At 65.4% G+C, this 17,881-nt stretch carries 14 protein-coding genes, 1 tRNA gene and 1 pseudogene; 5 read left to right on the top strand and 11 right to left on the bottom strand.

Annotation, left to right across the window (positions count from 1 at the left end; all coding sequences use genetic code 11):
• Nucleotides 1-1,185 carry a cation:proton antiporter gene (locus tag ACSQ8Y_RS06180; RefSeq protein ID WP_436265576.1) on the bottom strand — a complete coding sequence of 395 codons (1,185 nt, stop codon included), beginning with the start codon at nucleotides 1,183-1,185 and terminating at the stop codon, nucleotides 1-3.
• 115 nt (nucleotides 1,186-1,300) lie between these two features.
• Between ACSQ8Y_RS06180 and fghA the strand changes: the two genes are divergently transcribed.
• Complete coding sequence (gene fghA, locus ACSQ8Y_RS06175; protein WP_436265575.1) at nucleotides 1,301-2,143, top strand: S-formylglutathione hydrolase; 843 nt, start codon at nucleotides 1,301-1,303, stop codon at nucleotides 2,141-2,143.
• On the opposite strand, the gene ACSQ8Y_RS06170 is transcribed toward fghA, so the two are convergent.
• From ACSQ8Y_RS06170 to ACSQ8Y_RS06160, 3 genes are all read right to left on the bottom strand, one after another.
• A complete protein-coding gene (locus ACSQ8Y_RS06170) occupies nucleotides 2,133-2,714 on the bottom strand; it encodes a DJ-1/PfpI family protein (RefSeq protein ID WP_436265574.1) in 582 nt (193 codons plus the stop codon). The two genes, fghA and ACSQ8Y_RS06170, sit on opposite strands and share 11 nt — an antisense overlap.
• Before the next feature lie 70 nt (nucleotides 2,715-2,784).
• Nucleotides 2,785-3,741: a chemotaxis protein gene (locus ACSQ8Y_RS06165; protein ID WP_436265573.1), complete on the bottom strand. Its 957-nt coding sequence runs from the start codon at nucleotides 3,739-3,741 to the stop codon at nucleotides 2,785-2,787.
• A gap of 160 nt (nucleotides 3,742-3,901) precedes the next feature.
• Nucleotides 3,902-3,977: transfer RNA gene (locus tag ACSQ8Y_RS06160), tRNA-Gly, on the bottom strand.
• A 112-nt stretch (nucleotides 3,978-4,089) separates the two neighbouring features.
• Between ACSQ8Y_RS06160 and ACSQ8Y_RS06155 the strand changes: the two genes are divergently transcribed.
• The 4 genes from ACSQ8Y_RS06155 (at nucleotide 4,090) to ACSQ8Y_RS06140 (ending at nucleotide 9,190) form a co-directional block, all read left to right on the top strand.
• The gene (locus ACSQ8Y_RS06155) at nucleotides 4,090-5,721 is read left to right on the top strand and encodes a Na+/H+ antiporter (protein WP_436265572.1); all 1,632 of its coding nucleotides are present in this window, start codon (nucleotides 4,090-4,092) and stop codon (nucleotides 5,719-5,721) included.
• A gap of 13 nt (nucleotides 5,722-5,734) precedes the next feature.
• Complete coding sequence (locus tag ACSQ8Y_RS06150) at nucleotides 5,735-6,886, top strand: sensor histidine kinase (RefSeq protein ID WP_436265571.1); 1,152 nt, start codon at nucleotides 5,735-5,737, stop codon at nucleotides 6,884-6,886.
• Nucleotides 6,874-7,611, top strand: a complete 738-nt coding sequence (locus ACSQ8Y_RS06145; RefSeq protein WP_436265570.1) for a LytR/AlgR family response regulator transcription factor — start codon at nucleotides 6,874-6,876, stop codon at nucleotides 7,609-7,611. The genes ACSQ8Y_RS06150 and ACSQ8Y_RS06145 overlap by 13 nt, the downstream gene beginning before the upstream one ends.
• A 352-nt stretch (nucleotides 7,612-7,963) precedes the next feature.
• Nucleotides 7,964-9,190 (top strand): acyltransferase family protein, encoded by a 1,227-nt coding sequence (locus ACSQ8Y_RS06140; RefSeq protein WP_436265569.1) that lies wholly within the window; start codon nucleotides 7,964-7,966, stop codon nucleotides 9,188-9,190.
• Here the strand turns inward: ACSQ8Y_RS06140 and ACSQ8Y_RS06135 are convergent.
• From ACSQ8Y_RS06135 to ACSQ8Y_RS06105, 7 genes and pseudogenes are all read right to left on the bottom strand, one after another.
• On the bottom strand, nucleotides 9,187-10,116 hold the full coding sequence (locus ACSQ8Y_RS06135) for a GGDEF domain-containing protein (protein WP_436265568.1): 930 nt from the start codon (nucleotides 10,114-10,116) through the stop codon (nucleotides 9,187-9,189). The two genes, ACSQ8Y_RS06140 and ACSQ8Y_RS06135, sit on opposite strands and share 4 nt — an antisense overlap.
• Nucleotides 10,117-10,161: 45 nt before the next feature.
• On the bottom strand, nucleotides 10,162-12,585 hold the full coding sequence (locus ACSQ8Y_RS06130; protein WP_436265567.1) for a penicillin acylase family protein: 2,424 nt from the start codon (nucleotides 12,583-12,585) through the stop codon (nucleotides 10,162-10,164).
• A 94-nt stretch (nucleotides 12,586-12,679) separates the two neighbouring features.
• Nucleotides 12,680-13,642 (bottom strand): annotated as a pseudogene (locus tag ACSQ8Y_RS06125) (FAD-binding oxidoreductase); the annotation flags it as partial.
• A 10-nt stretch (nucleotides 13,643-13,652) separates the two neighbouring features.
• Nucleotides 13,653-14,270, bottom strand: a complete 618-nt coding sequence (locus tag ACSQ8Y_RS06120) for a glutathione S-transferase family protein (protein ID WP_436265566.1) — start codon at nucleotides 14,268-14,270, stop codon at nucleotides 13,653-13,655.
• An 81-nt stretch (nucleotides 14,271-14,351) separates the two neighbouring features.
• Entirely contained in the window at nucleotides 14,352-15,524 is a 1,173-nt protein-coding gene (locus ACSQ8Y_RS06115) for an esterase-like activity of phytase family protein (RefSeq protein ID WP_436265565.1), read from the bottom strand.
• A 31-nt stretch (nucleotides 15,525-15,555) separates the two neighbouring features.
• Complete coding sequence (locus tag ACSQ8Y_RS06110; RefSeq protein WP_436265564.1) at nucleotides 15,556-16,899, bottom strand: DUF3422 family protein; 1,344 nt, start codon at nucleotides 16,897-16,899, stop codon at nucleotides 15,556-15,558.
• On the bottom strand, nucleotides 16,896-17,840 hold the full coding sequence (locus tag ACSQ8Y_RS06105; RefSeq protein ID WP_436265563.1) for a LysR family transcriptional regulator: 945 nt from the start codon (nucleotides 17,838-17,840) through the stop codon (nucleotides 16,896-16,898). The genes ACSQ8Y_RS06110 and ACSQ8Y_RS06105 overlap by 4 nt, the downstream gene beginning before the upstream one ends.
• Between the last annotated feature and the right edge of the window lie 41 nt (nucleotides 17,841-17,881).

The following is a 17,881-nucleotide window of genomic DNA, read 5'->3' as shown; positions in this document are numbered from 1 at the left end:
TCAGTCCTCCTCTTTCGGCGTTTCATTGGCCCACAACAGCGCGTACTGCGTGAAGATGGGGCCGAGTACTTCCATTAACAGCGTCATCGCGGCCAGCGCCGCCAGCTCGTCGACCAGCACGATGCCCATATTCTTGGTCTGCTCCAGCAGCAGGATGACGAACACCGACATCGGCGCCAGCGCCACGCCGGTCAGCGCTCCCTTGCGCCAGGTCACCCCGCCCGCGTGGGCGAACACCGCCACCGCGACGATCTTGACGACGAAGCGCGCCACCAGCAGCACGATGGCCAGCCCCGCGCCTGCCACCACGCGGTCCAGGTCCAGCGTAGTGACGGCGAACACGAACAGCAGCACCGTCAGCAGCTCGCCGATGGCGCCGAAATTGCGCTCGGTGCGGCTGAAGGCGATGCGCCGGTGGCGCGCCATCAGGCCGAAGGTCAAGGTGGCCAGCACCGGCGACAGGTCGGCCGCATGCGTAATCGCCACCAGGAGCACCACGGCCAGCGCGAAGGCCACCGTGCCGTCGCGCGTGACCTGGCCGAGCTGGCGCAGCAGAGCCGGCACCACCACGCCGAACACGGCGCCCAGCACGGCCGAAGCCAGCAGTTCGACGGCGCTGTGCGAAATCGCCTGCGGCAGGCTGCCCGAGGTCTGGAACACCCACACACCCACCACCACTTTGAAGACGAACACCGCCAGCACGCAGTTGATGGCGACCAGGTGCAGCACCCGCTCCGTCACCTGCCCCGCGCTCTGCTGCTCGTTGATCACGCGCAACACGCCAGCCGGCGAGGTGGACATGGCCAGCGAAGCGAGCAGCAAGGAGGTCAGCGGCGGCATGCCGGAAATGTTGCCGATCAAATAGACAACGCCGAAGGTGGCGAACGATTCCGCCAGCCCGCTGACGGCGATCCAGGGGTTCAGGCGTAGCCAGTTGAGGTTGATGCGGTAGCCGAATTCAAACAGGATCAGGCCGAAGGCGACGTTGGCCAGTATCGTGACCGGGCTGGAGCTGTCGCTCGTGTACAGCTCCGGAAATGCCTGCGCCACGGCAAAGCCCACCAGGCCGTAGACGCTGATGCGCGGCACGCCCGACCAGCGGTGCATGATTTCCCCGGCAAGCCAGGCCAGCGTGATCGCGAAAGGCCAGGCCAGCTCGGCCGTCATAACCAGTAAATCTGGCATAAAATGTTTCCTCCAATGCAAAATCAGTTGTCACTTTATTGCATGAGACCAAACCGTGTCGCACCCATGGGAGTAGAATCGCGGCCTGACACACACTGCACGAGAGGGTATGCCCATGCTTGAACTGATCAGTGAACACGCTTGCTTCGGCGGCGTTCAGCGCTTTTACCGGCACGATAGCGCTGAGATCGGCTTGCCGATGCGTTTTTCGGCCTTCCTGCCGGCGCACGCCGAAGGCGCCCGGCTTCCCGCCCTGATCTACCTGGCGGGCCTGACCTGTAACGAGGAAACCTTCCCCATCAAGGCCGGCGCCCAGCGCACCGCCGCCGAACTGGGCCTGATCCTGATCGCGCCCGACACCAGCCCGCGCGGCGCCAACGTGCCGGGCGAAACGGACGCATGGGATTTCGGCGCCGGCGCCGGCTTCTACGTGGATGCCACCGAGGCGCCGTGGAGCAAACACTACCGCATGTACAGCTACATCCACGAGCTGCGCGAACTGGCGGCACGGGAGTTGCCCGTCGATGCCGCCCGTTTGGGCATATTTGGCCATTCGATGGGCGGACATGGCGCGCTGACGCTGGCGCTGCGCCGTCCGGACCTGTTCCGTTCCGTCTCGGCGTTCGCGCCCATCGCCGCGCCGGCGCGCTGCCCATGGGGGAAGAAGGCGTTTAGCGGCTACCTGGGAACGGATGAAGAGCAATGGCGTCAGCATGACGCAAGCGAACTCATGGCTGCGGCAAGCACGCCCTTCCCCCGCGGCATATTGATAGACCAGGGTTTGGGGGACAAGTTCCTGGCCGCGCAGCTCTATCCGGAAGCGTTCGAGGAAGCCTGCCGCAAGGCCGCGCAGCCGCTGCAGCTGCGGCGGCACGCGGGCTACGACCACGGCTACTACTTCATCTCAAGCTTCATCGAAGACCACCTGCGTTTCCACGCAGGCAATCTCACAGCCTGATTTCGGTGCCCAGGCGCGCAAGGAACTGGCCCAGCCATTGCGGATGGGCCGGCCAGGCGGGAGCGGTGACGAAGATGCCGTCCGTGACGGCGCTGTCGACCGGGATGTCGGCAAACTCGGCGCCAGCCAGCTTCACTTCCGGCGCGCAGGCCGGATAGGCGGAAATCTTCTTGCCCTTGATCACATCGGCCGCCGCCAGCAGCTGCGCGCCATGGCATACCGCCGCGATCGGCTTGGACGCCTGGGCGAACTGCTGGATGATCTCGATCACACGCGGATTCAGCCGCAGGTATTCCGGCGCCCGGCCGCCAGCGATCACGAGCGCGTCGTAGGCGGACACATGCACATCGTCGAAACTGGCGTTCAGGGCGAACTGGTGACCGGGCTTTTCCGTATAGGTCTGGTCGCCCTCGAAGTCGTGGATAGCGGTTTTGATCTTGTCGCCGCTTTGCTTGCCGGGACACACCGCGTGCACGGTGTGGCCGACCATTTGCAGTGCCTGGAACGGCACCATCGTCTCGTAATCCTCGGCAAAATCACCCGTCAATAACAATATCTTCTTGGCAGCCACGGTCATCTCCTGTTTCAGGTTGGGACCGGACCATGATAGCGTTATTTGAAGGACAATGCTGCCTTTTCAATTACTTCGCCAACACCTTGCGGATTGTTTCCGCCAGGTCTTCCGCCACGAACTTGGCGACATAGGCGTCCGCGCCCACACCCTTCACGTGGTCCTCGTTGGTCTTGCCGGACAGCGAAGAATGGATCACCACAGGAATCTTGCTGAAGCGCGCATCCTGCTTGACCAGGCGGGTCAGCGTGAAGCCGTCCATTTCCGGCATTTCCAGGTCGGTCAGGATGAGCGAAACGCGGTCCTCGACCGGGATGCCCTCGGCCTTGCAGCCGTCGGCGATGTGCAGAAAGCGGTCCCAGGCTTCCTTGCCGGACTTGGTCATCACGAATGGCGCACCCATGGCGGTCAGGCCCTGTTCGATCAGGCTGCGCGCCACCACCGAGTCGTCCGCCGCGAGGATGATGGTGCCCGGCTTGAGCAGCAGTTTCGCTCCTATCGTTTCAGGATCGACGTCCTTGCCCTCAGTCGGCACCATCTTGCGCAAGATGGTTTCCACGTCCAGCACCTGCGCCAGGCGGGTGTTGTTGACATCGCCATCGAGCCGGGCGATGCTGGTGACCATGCCGCCTGCCGTGCTGCCTTCGGCGGACAGCACCTGGCCCCAGTCCAGGCGCACGATTTCGTCCACAGACTCCACGGCGAACGCCTGGGTGGTGCGCGCGAATTCGGTCACCAGCATGATGTTCAGGCCGGTCTTCGGCGTCACGCCCACGATGCCGGGCAAGTCCAGCACCGAGATGATCTGGCCGCGCAGATTGACCACGCCCAGCATATTCGGCGCGGAACCGGCCACCGCCGTCACTTCAGGCATGGCCACGATTTCGCGGATCTTGAACACATTGATGCCGTACAGTTCGGAGTGCTCGCCATTGGCGTCGGCGCCGAGGCGGAACAACAGCAGCTCGAATTTATTGGAATTGGTTAAGTTACTGCGTTCGTCAATTTCTTGTTGAACCGAATTCATGGGGCAAGTCTCCGTCGCAAGGCCAGTCGTCAAGTATAACGATATTGCCCTACGGGACGAAACATTTCTGCCGACGATGTTGCGTGCGTGCGGTAGACCTTGGCAAACGCAAACGTAAAAGCAAAAAGAGGAAACCCAGGGGTTTCCTCTTTTAATATTCTGGAGCGGGAGAAGAGTCTCGAACTCTCGACCTCAACCTTGGCAAGGTTGCGCTCTACCAACTGAGCTACTCCCGCAGAAGGCAAGATTATGACAGAAAGGAGGCATCTTGACCAGAGCCGCTTGCCGCCCGGCTATGTTTCGGCCACCCACCTATATAATCGCACCAACGTTGATTGAAGGACATGCATGGATGCAATTGAAACAGTGTTGGCAATGTTGTTGGCCGTGGTCGGCAGTGCCTATTTCGTGCGGCTGCTGCCGGTGGTCGTGCCGCTGCCGCTGATGCAGATCGGGCTGGGCTTTCTGATTGCAGCCTTCTCGCGGCACGGCATCGCGCTCGATCCCGAGCTGTTCTTCCTGCTGTTCCTGCCGCCGCTGCTGTTCCTGGACGGATGGCGCATTCCGAAAAGCGGCCTGCTGCGCGACCGCGCCGTCATCCTCGAACTGGCGCTCGGCCTGGTGGTGTTCACCGTGCTGGGCATGGGCATGCTGATCCATTGGATGATACCGGCCATGCCACTGCCGGTGGCGTTCGCGCTGGCCGCCATCATCTCGCCCACCGATCCCGTGGCTGTCTCCGCCATCACCTCGCGCACCCCCATCCCGAAACGGCTGATGCACATACTCGAAGGCGAATCGCTGCTGAACGACGCCAGCGGCCTGGTGTGCTTCCGCTTCGCCGTGGCCGCCGCGCTGACCGGCACTTTCTCGCTCACCTCCGCCACCCTCACCTTCGCGTGGCTGGTGGCCGGCGGCATCGTCATGGGTGTCGGCGTCACGCTGCTCATCACCTGGGTGCAGCGCTGGCTCACGCGCCACTTCGGCGAGCCGGCCGGTTCGCCCATCCTGGTCAACCTGCTGATGCCCTTCGGCGCCTACCTCGCGGCCGAGCACCTGCACGCGTCGGGCATCCTGGCGGCGGTGGCGGCCGGCGTCACCATGAGCTATGTGGAACTGGGCGGCCACGCGCTGGCGGCGACCCGCATCCAGCGTTCCGCCGTATGGGACACGGTGCAGTTCTCCCTCAACGGCGTGATGTTCGTCCTGCTGGGCGAGCAGCTGCCCAAGATCCTGAAAGGCGCGCGCGCCTCGCTGGAAGACGTTGGCCACGTCAACCCGTGGTGGCTGGTGTTATACGCCTTCGGCATCAGCCTGGGTTTGATGGTGCTGCGCTTCATCTGGGTATGGACCACGCTCAGGCTCACCTTGTACAAGAAAAGCAAAATGGGCGAACGCGCCGCACCGCCGCATTGGCGCCTGCTGCTGGCCACCTCGCTGGCCGGTGCGCGCGGCGCCATTACGCTGGCCGGCGTGATGACGCTGCCGCTCGTCATGGCCGACGGCAAGGACTTCCCGGCGCGCGATCTCACCATCTTCCTGGCCAGCTCCGTGATCCTGATCTCGCTGCTGGCCGCCAGCATCGGCCTGCCGCGCGTGCTGTCCGGGGTCGACTTCCCGGAGGAGTCCAGCGAAAGCCAGGAGGAAGACCGCGCACGCGAAGTGGCGGCCAACGCCGCCATCGCCGGCATCGAGAAAGCGCAGATCGAGCTGATGTCCACCAGCATGGACGCCGACCTCTATCCGCAGGCGGCCAGCCGCGTCATCGCCTTGTACAAGCACAGGCTGGTGGAGCACACCGAAATGGACGAAGGGCGCCAGTTCCGCAAGATGGACATGGCCGAGAAGGCGCTGCGCATGTCCGCGCTGCAGGCCGAGCGCAAAGCCATCTTCAACCTGGCGCGGCACGGCCACATCTCGGACGACATCTCGCGCAAACTGGTACGCGAGATCGACCTGAGCGAAGCACGCTTCCGTTAATCTCGAGAACGCCGTGAAAAGCCGCCGCGCCGCCTACGCCCTGTCCGCAGCATGGCTGCTGTTCTGGACCCTGATGGTCGTCACAGCGGTGCAGGACGCGCTGCGCGACGGCGAGCAGGCAGTGTGGAAGCCGATGCTGTGGGAGTTGTCGTCGGCGTTGATCGCCACCTTGCTGATGCTCGCGCAGCGCCTGCGCACGCGGCGGCATGACCATCTGCTGGCGTCGCCGCTGCGCTGGTTCGGCATGCAGCTGCGGTGGGCGCCGGTGTACTGGATCGCCTTCGTGCCGCTGACGTTCGGCATCCGCCACGGCGTCTACGCACTGATGGGTGCCAGGTACGGGCACGAGGCCTGGCCGCAGGTCTTCCTTTACGAGGACGTGAAGATCTCCGTGTTCTTCGGCCTCTTCGTGCTGATCCAGTTTGGCCTGCTCTCCTACCGCGCGCTGATGGACGAGCGCCTGCGCGCAGAGCAGGCCAATGCGCTGCTGCGCCAGGCACAATTGCAACAGCTCACCCAGCAGATGCAACCGCATTTCCTGTTCAATGCGCTGAACACCATTTCATCGCTGATGCATACCGATGTCGAACGGGCCGATGCGACGCTGATGCAGTTGGCCGACGTGCTGCGCGCAACGCTGGAACACAGCGGCCAACAGCAGGCGCCGCTCGCCACCGAACTGCGCCTGTTGCGCGGCTATGCGCAGCTGATGAGCGAGCGATATGTGGACCGGGTGAGCATCGCGTGGCACATCGACGAGTCGCTGCTGGGATGCCTGGTGCCATTGATGAGCATGCAGCCGCTGCTTGAGAACGTGTTCAAGCACACGGTGGAACAGCGCCGCCAGCCAACAGGCATCGACATCCGTGCCTATCGCGACGGCGCCCAGCTTGTGATGCGCGTTGATGACGACGGTGGACGGCTGCCGGCGGCAAGGCACGACGGCCAAGACAGCGGTAACAGCATTGGCGGCGGGAACGGCAGGGGCGGCTGCGGCGGCGGCGACAACGGGAACGGCAGCGGTGGCGACGGTGGCGGCGGCATCGGTCTGCGCAATCTGCGCGAGCGGCTGGCCGTGCTGCACGGCGGATCGGCGTCGCTACGGCTGGAGCAGCTCGAACCAGCTGGCGTGCGCGCGGAAGTGAGGCTGCCATGCGCGTGCTGATCGTCGACGACGAACGCCCGGCGCGCGACAAACTGCGCCGCCTGCTGGCGCAGGAAACAGACATCGCCGCCATCGAAGAAGCACGCGACGGAGTCGAAGCGCTCGAGCGCGCGGCAGCCTTCGCGCCGGACGCCATCTTCCTCGATATCCAGATGCCCGAGGTCGGCGGTTTCGATGTCGCCGCCTCTCTGCCCATGCCCGCGCCGCTGATCGTCTTCGTCACAGCCTACGACGAATACGCCATCCGCGCCTTCGACGCCAACGCCATCGACTACCTGCTCAAGCCCTACGATCAGGCGCGGCTAAAGCGCGCCGTCCAGCGCGTCCGCGAACGCCTGGCGGCGCTACCAGCCGGCCAGCCGGCGCTCCAGGCTGCGCCGATGCCACCGCTCCGCCAGTTGCTGGTCACCGAGCGAGGCACCACGCGCATCGTCAAGGTGGACGACATCGACTGGATCGAAACGGCGGACAACTACGTCATCCTGCACACGGCCGCGGCGCAGCCGCTGCTGCGTCAAACGCTGGCCGCCCTGCTGGACAAGCTCGGCCCCGCCTTCCGGCGCTGCCACAGGCGCGCCGCCGTTCGGCTGGCGCGCGTCGCCAGCATCGAAGTGGACGACAAAGGCGACGGCCACGTCCAGCTGCAAACCGGCGCCCGCGTCCCCCTCAGCCGCCAATACCGTCCCGCCCTCTTGGCCCAGCTCGCTGACCCGACGAGATCCTAGCCGGAATCAGACGCGGACGCCAAGTCGCTTGGCGATGCAAGCAGCAGGAACAAACGGGCACCTCGAATAACCGCCAATCTGTCATTCCGCATCGGCGGACCGCCGCGAAGGGCTCGGCGCCCCCGCAGGAATCAATGCTATGCCTCTGAGCAGGCGACGTATGGATTCCCGCATTCGCGGGAATGACAGGTCACCGCCGGGGTCTGCCCCCAAAAGGCGCGGACAGTAGCTTCCGCTCGTCCCACAGAGCCCCGGCTTGCCCCACCGAGCCCCCGGCTTGCCCCATTTCGCTGGATCGCGGGGCCACGCGGCCATATGCTTTCGTCACCGCCCCCTCATCTTTGGAGCCGCCATGGACGACCGCAACACCCGCCTCTATTTCCTGGACTGGATACGCATCTGCGCCTTCTTCGTGCTGATCCTTTACCACACCGGTATGTATTACGTAAGCTGGGACTTCCATATCAAGAGCCCTTACGCCAGCGACGCCATCGAGCCGCTGATGATGTTGTCGTCGCCCTGGCGCCTCGGTCTGCTGTTCATGGTTTCCGGCGCGGCAGCCGCTTTCCTGCTGGCGAAGCTGGGCTCCGCACGCTTCGTGCGCCAGCGCTCGGCGCGTCTGCTGCTGCCGCTGCTCTTCGGCATGCTGGTCGTGGTTCCGCCCCAGCCCTATCTGGAGGTCGTGGAAAAGCTGGGCTACCAGGGCAATTACCTGGACTTCATGAAACTCTACCTGAACAACTACGGCGGTTTCTGCAAAAACAGCGCCTGCCTGGACCTGCCTACCTGGAACCACTTGTGGTTCGTCACCTACTTGTGGGTCTATACCTTGCTGTTGGCAGCATTGGCCGCAACGCTGGGCGCAAACTGGCAGCGCCTGTCCGGCTGGCTGGGCCGCACGCTCACCGGCTGGAAGCTGCTCGCGCTGCCGGTCGCCATCCTCGCCATCGCACGTGTGACGCTGTACAGCCGCTATCCGTCCACCCACAACCTGGTCGTCGACTGGTACAACCATGCGCAGTACATTCCGCTGTTCCTGCTGGGCGCCCTGCTGGCCAGGCAGTCCGCCGTCTGGCAGCGCATGGATGCGATGCGCTTCGCCTCGCTCGGCATCGCACTGGGATGCTGGTCCACGCTGATGGCGTATTACGCGCTGACGGAGCATTTGCATCCGGACGACATCGTCGTGCTGACGGAAATCCAGCGCGCGGTCTACGCCCTGCTGCAATGGAGTTCGATGCTGGCGGTGCTCGGCTTCGGCCACCGTCACCTGTGCTTTGACAGCGCCAAGCGCCGCTACCTGACGCAGGCCGTGTTCCCGGTCTACATCGTGCATCAGACGCTGATCATCATCTTCGCCCATGTGATGCAGCCGGCGCGCATGCCGCCGGTCACCGAGGGCTTGATCCTGGTGGTGCTGACGCTGACCTTCAGCTTCGGCATCTTCGAGGCGGTGCGGCGGGTGCCGCTGCTGCGTGCCTGCTTCGGTATCAGTGGAAAATTCAGTGGCAAATTCAGCGGAAAAGCCGAGCCCCACGCTGCCGCGGCGGCGCCGGCGGCACAAGCGGTGTCGGCTTAGTTCAACGTTTTCCGGCTGCGCTTGGCGGCGGCCATTTCCGCATCCGCCAGCGCGAAGGTTTCGTTCAGGTCGTAGCCCGGCTGGCGCACCGCCACACCCAGCGACGCTTTCACGCCGTAGTGCGCCAGCGTAGCCTCGACGCGCTGCAGCATGGCGCGGCCGTCGTAAATGTCACACTCCATCAGCAGCATGGCGAACTCGTCGCCGTCCAGCCGCGCCACCACGTCGGAGCCGCGCGCCAGCGATGTCAGGGCGACGCCGGCGCGCTCGAGCAGCATGTCACCCGCGGCGTCGCCTTCAGTCTCGTTGATCCATTGGATGTCATCCACATCGATCGACACCACGCACGCCGGATGGCCGTAACGCTGGCAGCGCTCTTCCTCCCGGTTGAGCAGCATGGTCCAGCCGCGCCGGTTGTACAGATGGGTGAGCGGGTCGCGCATGGCTTCCGTTTCTGCGCGTTCGGCGCGGCGCAGCGCGCCGGCACCGGCCAACTCGGCGCTCAGCAGGCTGCCCAGCAGCCCGGCCATCAGCTCGAGCATGGGCTGTTCCTCGACTATCCCGGACGGCTGCGGCCGTGGATCGATCGCGCACAGCGTGCCGAACAGCGAACCGTCGGCGCGGCGCAGCGGCACGCCGATATAGGCGCCGATATCGAACTGCCGCCCGAAGGGTGAGCGCGCATAAACTGGCACCTCGCGCGCATCCGGCGCCACGTTCGGTCCCTGGCCCAGCACCATGCGCGAGCAACAGGTGTCGCTCCAGCGAAACACCTGGCCAGCCTTGATGCCGTAGCCTTCATCATCGGCCGAGAGCACGATCCAGTCTTCGCCCTCGGTGCGCGTTACCATCCACGAGCGGAATCCCAGCCGCTCGCGCAGAAAAGCCAGGCAGGCCTGCGACGCGGAGGCGAAATCGTTGATCATGCGGGTCTCCAGAATGCGCTTCTTATACCCCCATTATGCACCACGCTACTTAACGAATGTGAGCATGTGCTGCGCGGGCCCCGGCAGGAACGGCGTGGGCTTGCCGCTGACCCAGTCCGCGTGCCCGGCCAGGAAATATGGCGACAGCGGATGGCCGCTTTGCCCGCCCGGCATATTGAAGATGCCTTGCTCTTCCTTGCCCGGCGAGACCACCATGCGTTCGGACTGGCCGAACTTGCGGCCCGCCACGCGCGGCATGTGGCTGTCGCCCGGCAGGCGGTCGGCCGGCGCCGACAGCCAGCGCCGCAGCGCCGGCACCGCCGCCGCTATCGGATGCGCGATGTCCTGCGTGTTGCGCTCGCCCCAGGTGGCGGCCGACAGCGGCTTGCCGTCCTTGCCCAGGTCCGCCACAGCACGGTCGATGGCGGCCAGCTGCAAGTCTTTCCAGCTGGCGTATTGCGGCGGCAGCCAGCCGGCCGGCTGCTCATCCAGCATGCGCGCCACCACGGCCGGCCAGCGCGCGCTGGCCGAGGCCATGTCGGCTTTTTCCATCAGCTTGCCCATCTCGGCATCGGCTGCGCCGTACAGCAATTCGTACAGCGACCACATGTAGGCGCGCGCGATGCGGTAGCCGACCGAGTCCACGCTGGCGTGGCCGGTCCAGCTCTTGCGCAGCAGTTCCAGCGCCGCCGCGCGCTGCGGCTTGCCCGCCAGCGCCTGCTCGTCGAGCACGCCGAGCGCGCGGTCGCGCCATGTGCTCATAAAGACGGCGCGGTCGTCCAGGGCCACGCTGTACACGCCCTTCTCGTCCGTCTTGGCGCCCAGCGCGGCCACACTGTCGCGCACCTGGTGCGCACGCGCGCCCAGGTCGAAGCCGCCGTCGCCCAGCTTTTCGGATCCAGCGCCCAGCAATTGCCGGCTGTTCGCGGTGGAGAGCTGGCCGTTGGCCGGATTGCGCACCACCGGATAGGCTTCCGGCGCCAATATGCCCTGCCAGCCAGCCGACTGGGTTTCCGGCGTCAGCGGGAACGTCGAGGCCAGGCTGGGCTGCGCGCGGCGCGGCAACGGACCGGCGATAGTCCAGCCGATGTCGCCCTTGCTGTCGCCGGCCACGAAATTTTGCGCCGGCAGGCCGGCGCGGTTCGCCACGGCCATCGCCTCGTCCAGCGTGCTGGCCAGCTCCAGCTTGGCCGCGCGCATATTGACGGCTTCTTTGCTGTGCGCCACCCAATGCACGGCGTAGCTGCGGCCTGCCACTTCACGCACTGGCCCCAGCGAAGTTTCTCGCACGACGAATTTGTCGGCTGGCGCGCCTTTCACAAGGATGGTTTCTTCATGTACGGCAGGGCTCTCCCAGCCGGCGGGCGTGCGCAGCTTGCCCGGCCTCGCGCTGTCGGTTTCCAGCAGCACCAGGTCGGTGTAGTCGCCGTAGCTGTTGGTGAAGCCCCATGCCACGTGCCCGTTGCTTCCGGCGACCACGAGCGGTACGCCCGGCAGCGTCACGCCTGCGACGCGGCGCGTTGCGCCATGGCCGTCCGGCACCATCAGCACCGCGCGGTACCAGATGTGCGGCAGTTGCAAGCCCAGGTGCATATCGTCGGCCACGATGGCGCCGCCGTTGTGGCTACGCCCGCCGGCAAGCGCCCAGTTGTTACTGCCGACCATGCCGCGCAACTCGGCGCTTGCGCTTGCGCCTGCACCTGCGTCTGCGATGCGCTTGGAAGCCGGTGCACCGGCCTTGCCCCACCAGTCGGGCGCCCGATCCGGGAAAGGCGCGGACGGTGCGGGCGCCGAGGCCGCGTCCAGCGGCGCGTCCCATTGCGTGGCCTCGGGCAGCAGCACGGCCAGTTGCTCCGGCGTGTCATGCTCCTTCAACCAGCCGCGCGCCAGTTCGCGCGCTTCCTGGTTGCCCTGCAAATCGAAATACATGGCCCAGAACACCAGCAGCGAGTCGGCCATGCTCCAGGCCCGCGGTCCGACGCCCACCAGCGCGTATTCAAATGGCCGGGTGCCCAGATTGGTCAGGCCGTCGTTCACGCCGGCGGCATAGCGCTCCAGCAACTGGCGGTCGGTGGTGGACATGGCCTGTATGGCCAGCTCGGCGCGCGCGCGGAAGCGATGCAGACGGTGCTCGCGGTCCACCGGCAGCGCGCGGGCGCCAAACAGCTCGGCCAGTTCGCCGGACGCGACCCGGCGCAGCAAGTCCATCTGGAAGTAGCGGTCCTGCGCGTGCGCGAAGCCGGTGGCGTAGGCAACGTCGTTGCGCTGCGCGCCAATGATGGTCGGCACGCCGCTGTCGTCGCGCGCGATGCTGACATCCGCACCCAGGCCGGGCACCGTGCGGCGGCCGTCCAGCTGCGCCAGGCTGCCGCGCAAAAAGAACCAAACGCCCAGGATGACAAAACCCAGCAACAGGAATAGTCCCAGCAGTATGCGTTTAAGCCATCGCCCCAGTCCCACTCTTTGCATATGATCCCCAGCCTGTCTTCCATGTTAGTCTCATGGGAATATTGCCAGAAGTGGAATGCCAGCGGGGTGACTATTTTGTAACGCGGGAGACCGGCCAGCTACCGGTACGCAAGGAACTTGGCGACGCGCCATTCGCCTCGGCGCGCCAGCGCAGCGGCAAAGCCGCATTCCTGCGTACGATGCGCCGCGGCGTGAAGCGCCACATGCGCTCGGCGCCCACGAACGCCGCCAGTTCCGGGGCGGCTTGCGTGTCAAGCAGCAGTTCGGCGGTGCCGCTCATTTGCAACAGGCTGCCGCTCGCAAAGTCGACGAACACCAGCCCGGCGCGCGGATTGAGCGCGATATTGCCCAGCGTGTTGAAGAACATATTGCCCATGAAATCAGGCACGGTCAACGTGCCGTCCGCGTCCAGGCGCACGAAGCCCGGCTTGCCGCCCCGGTGCGACACGTCCACCTGGCGCGGACTGTCGGCCAGGTCGACGTAGGTCGCCACGTAGAATGAATCGGCGCCCGCGATCAGCGCGCGCGCCGCGTCGTCCAGCCGCGAGAGCTCTTGCGGCAGCGCCGGCGCCTGCTCGACGAACTCGGCATCGCGCAGCTGGATGTACTGCGGGCAGTTGCCGAAGGATTGCCGCACCTCGACCTCGAAGCCGGGCCCGGCGCCGCGCCGCACCGTGCCGTTCATGCGGTTGCGTCGGCGCGTGTGCAGTTCGATGCCCAGCATGCCGATGGCGTCGCCCTGCTCCATGCCAGCATCGGCCGGGTCCAGCGGCTCGCGCGGCAGCGCCACGCGCAGGCGCTGCGGATCCGGGGAGTGAAGAAAGCCTGGACGGCCGGCCCGCAGCGTGGCCCACGCATCGCCCGCCGCGTCAACCGCGCCGAGCACCACGAAAGGCAGCTGCGCGAAGAACTCGCGGTGCTGGTCCGGCATGAAAGCGCGCAGCACCTTGCGGCCCACGCTGTCCATCCGTTCCGCCATGCCCACAGTGCGCTGCATGGCCAGTTCGCCCGCGTGCCACGGGGATGCGTTCGCTGCGTCGTCAGGTGCGCCGTCCATGGCCCGCTCCTTACGCGGCCAGGCCGACTGGCGTCGACACCATCGGCACAAAGCCCGGCAATGCCTCCACGCGGCGCAGCCATGCCTTTACGTTCGGATAGCCCGACAGGTCGACGTTGCCTTCCGGCGCGCGGGCAATGTAGGCGTACAGCGCCACGTCCGCGATGGTGGGCGCGGCGGACGGCGTCGCCACCCACTGCTGGTCCGCCAATTGCGCCTCGATCAGCGCCAGGATGCGGTGCGCCCGCGCCACCATGTCCGCCGTATCCACGTCCCGCCCGAACAGGACGACCACGCGCGCGGCGGCCGGGCCGAACGCGATCTCGCCCGCCGCCACAGACAGCCAGCGCTGCACGGCTGCCGCCGATGCCGCGTCTTCCGGCAGCCAGTCGGTGCGCCCTTCCCGCTTGGCCAGGTAGACCAGGATGGCGTTCGAATCGCTGACGACGACGCCGCCGTCGTCCAGCACCGGCAATTGTCCGAAGCGGTTCAGGCGCAGGAATTCCGGCGATTTGTGCTCGCCCTTCATCAGATCGACATTGATCACTTCGTGCTCCAGTCCGAGCAGCGACAGGAACAAGCGCGCGCGGTGGACGTGGCCGGAAATGGGGTGGGAATACAATTTCATGGTGGCTTCCTCTTGTTGGTGATTGAAGTACAACACCTGCAGTGTGGATCATTCCCCCAAAACGGAGAATAGCCGCCAGATCTAATTCACCATTCCAGTTTTCGGAACGGCGGGCAGGACCTCGAACAGCAGGAGCTGCGTGACCTGGGTCTTGCTGAAATTGTCGTCCGAAACGAAGAGCAGTGTGTCGTGGCCGTTGACGAGTTTGGGGCCGAAGCTGAGGCCCTCGAGATTGTCCAGACGGATGCCAAGATCGTTCAGGTTTAGCACCAGCCGCTTGGCGGCGGCGCGGTAGCTCGCGCCGGCCAGGGCGCCTATGCCGCGCACATCGCTGGCGCCGGCGGTGTCCATCTCGTAGAGGCGCACGTAATTGCGGTAGTTGCCCGCAGCGTCCTGCACGGCGGAGCGTTCCAGCACCAGCACGGCGTGGCCGTTCACCGCCAGGATTTCGGAAATGCCGTTGTCGGCCACTTTCTCGGGTGCCGGCGCCGCAGGCAGCGGATCAAGCGGATAGGCGTATTGCGCCAGCATGCGGCCGTCGCGGTCCATGCGTGTAATGCGCGAGACGGCGCCGCTGTCTTCCGTCGGCAAAGGGCCGTCCTGGTACAAGGGCGACTCCAGCGATACCCATAATGACTTGCCGTCCGCCGCGAAGCTCAGGCCTTCAAAGCCCATGTTGTCACGCGGCCCCTGCTCATCCTTCGACATGCGGAACAATTCGGGAAGCTGGATGGCGGCCAGATAAGCGCCGTCGCGCCGCGCGTGGCGCACAAAGGGATCGAAGCCGCGCTTGCGGTCCCCTTCGCTGCTGTACCAGATGCTGCCGTCCATGGGGTCGACCCGGACCGATTCGATGTCCGGCACCTCGCCGCGCTTGCCGGCGTCATACTCCTTCATGCTGGGGTAGTTGCTGCCGTCGGCCTGCTTGAAATTATCGATGCCGAGCAAGACGGCGCTGCGGAAGGCGGCGCCGTCGAAATCGAGACGAGCCGTGTAGAAACGGGCGGGATCGATGACGCTGCGGTCGTCACTGGCAAACAGCCAGTTGCCGCTGGCCGCGTCGTAGTCGACGCCGGACAACCCTCCCGCCGTCGTACCACGGAAGCCGTGCTTATGCGGAATGCGCTGCTCTCCGATGAAACGCAGGCTGGCGACAGTACGTTCGCCAAGCTGCGCCGGCGCCTCGGCCGACGCCGCCGGCAGGCTGAACAAGATACTGGCCGTGCACAGCGCGGCGGCGACAATTCGATTCATTTAGGCGGATAGATGGCGAAAAAACACGCCATTATGCCGTATGCAGCTTCCTGTGCATACTTCGCAGCGACAGCCACACGCCTGCCACCACCACCGGCACCAGCAGGCCGACCACCACCTCCGGATTGCCGACCAGTCCCAGTACCTTGGCCGCCTTGGTCGAATAACCGACCAGGCCAACCACGTAATACGAGATCGCCGCCACCGACAGGCCTTCCACGGCCTGCTGCAGGCGCAGCTGCTGCGCCGCGCGCGCGTTCATCGATTGCAGGATCTTGCGGTTCTGCTGTTCCTGGATGATGCCGACCCGCGTGCGCAGCAAGTCATTGGTGTTGGCCACGCGCCGCGCCAGCGCTTCCTGGCGCCCGGCAAGCGCTTCGCAGGTGTTCATGGCCGGCGTCAAACGGCGGTCCATGAATTCGCCCACCGTCGGTATGCCCTCGATACGCACTTCGCGCAGTTCTTCTATGCGCGCGTTCACCAGCCTGAAATAGGCCTTCGAAGCGGAGAAGCGGTAGCTCGTTTCCAGCGACAGCTTCTCGATGCGCGCTGCCAGGCGCGTGATCTCGCCGAGCAGCGCCTGCTCGGTGGCGCCGTCGACGCTGCCGCCGTCGGCCTGCGCGGCGTCGGTCTGCACCATGGCGCCGGCCAGTTTCACCAGCTCGGATTCAATCGCGTTCAGCGTGGGCGCCGCATGCTGCGCCTGAGGAAGGCCCAGCAGCGCCATCATGCGGTAAGTCTCGATCTCCAGCACGCGCTGCACCAGGCGCCCGGCCTGCTGCGCGCGCATGCCCACGTCGCGGATGACGAAGCGGCTGAAGCCATCGGACTGGATGGCGAAATCGGTGTACAGTTCGCCCCCCTGCATCACCTGGCTGCCCGCCAGGGTGTTGCCTTCGAAAACACGCTGCAGCGACTCCTGCGATTCCTGCGACGCCGCGCCGCGCTCCAGCACCACGTGCGCCGCCACCATCAGGCGGCCCTGCAATGTCAGCAGCCATTCCTGCGGCAGGTGCGTGACGGGCATCTGTTCGAAAGCCTGCTCGGACGGCAGCACTTCGGACGGCCGGCCGGCGAAGGTATAGGTCGAGAACTCGGTGTGGCATTCCCACTTCAGGCGGAAGCGGCCGAAGTCATGGAAGAAATATTTGGCGTCGCTGGCCGGGGAAGATACGCCGAAGTGCTTGCACAAGGCGCCCAGCGTGGCGTGGTGGCTGTGGCCAGTGGGCACGCCGGCGCCGGAATCGGCAATGCGGTAGACGGCGAAATGCGAAATCAGCTCCGGCGCGTCGAGCTTCAGGAAAGGACGCGAATGGATCTCGGCCGCGAGCGGCACGCGCAGCGCGTGGTTCAGGCTTGAATAAACAATGCTCATACTGGAACTTCCTTGGCGGCGGTACGGACGGCGCGCAACAGCAAGTCTGCGCCGGGCGAAAGCAAATGGTCCTGCTGGCGGATGATGCCGAATGCGTCCATTTTACATGGGAGATCGATCGGCAGCAGGCTGAGGATGTTCAGGTCCGCGTAATAACGGGCGACCGCCTGCGGCAGCACGTGCAGGAAATCGGTCTGCTGCAGCAGCGGCGCGACCAGCAGCATGGCGGTGGTGTCGACCACGTTGGACGGCGGTTCGAGGCCCGCGCGGCGGAACATCATATCGAAGCGGTGGCGCAGGATGCTGCCCGGCGGCGGCAATATCCATGGCTGCCTGGCAATGTCGGCCAACTGCAGGTTATCGTGCGACAGCAGGGGGTGGCCGGGCCGCACCACGGCGCACGCCGGCTCCTCGGTCAGCTCTTCGTAGATCAGGCCCGTGCTGCCGTCCGTCTCCAGGATGCGGCCTATCATGAAATCGAGGTTGCCATGCTGGAGCATGTCGAGCAGCACGTTGCTGGGCTCGAGCTTGACGCCGATGCGCAGCAGCGGCGCATGCTCCTTCACGCGCGCGATCGCTTTCGGCAGCAGGGACATGGCCGGCGTCATGATGACGCCCACTTCCACCTGCCCCACCAGGCCCGCCTTCAGCGCGACCACGTCGTCGTGCGCCAGCGACAGGCTGGTGAGCGCCATGCGCGCGTGCCGTATCATCGTTTCGCCGTAGATGGTCGGCTCCATGCCGCGCGGCAGCCGGTCGAACAGGCGTACGTCCAGCATCTCCTCCAGGTCCTTGATCTGCTTGGACGCGGCGGGCTGTGTCATGTGCAGCGCCTCGGCGGCGCGGTGGATGTTGCGGTGCTCGTCCAGCGCGATCAACAGCAGCAGCTGGCGGGTTTTGAGTCGGGCGCGTAAAAACCAGTTCGGGTTGAGGGTATCCATCCTTAAATAATATCATTGCCGATATCGGTCCGGCGCAATAT

The organism is Pseudoduganella sp. LjRoot289 (genome assembly GCF_964252925.1).
Lineage (GTDB): Bacteria > Pseudomonadota > Gammaproteobacteria > Burkholderiales > Burkholderiaceae_D > Rugamonas.
The sequence above is the reverse complement of the archived record's forward strand: the minus strand, read 5'-3'. Positions and strand labels throughout refer to the sequence as shown.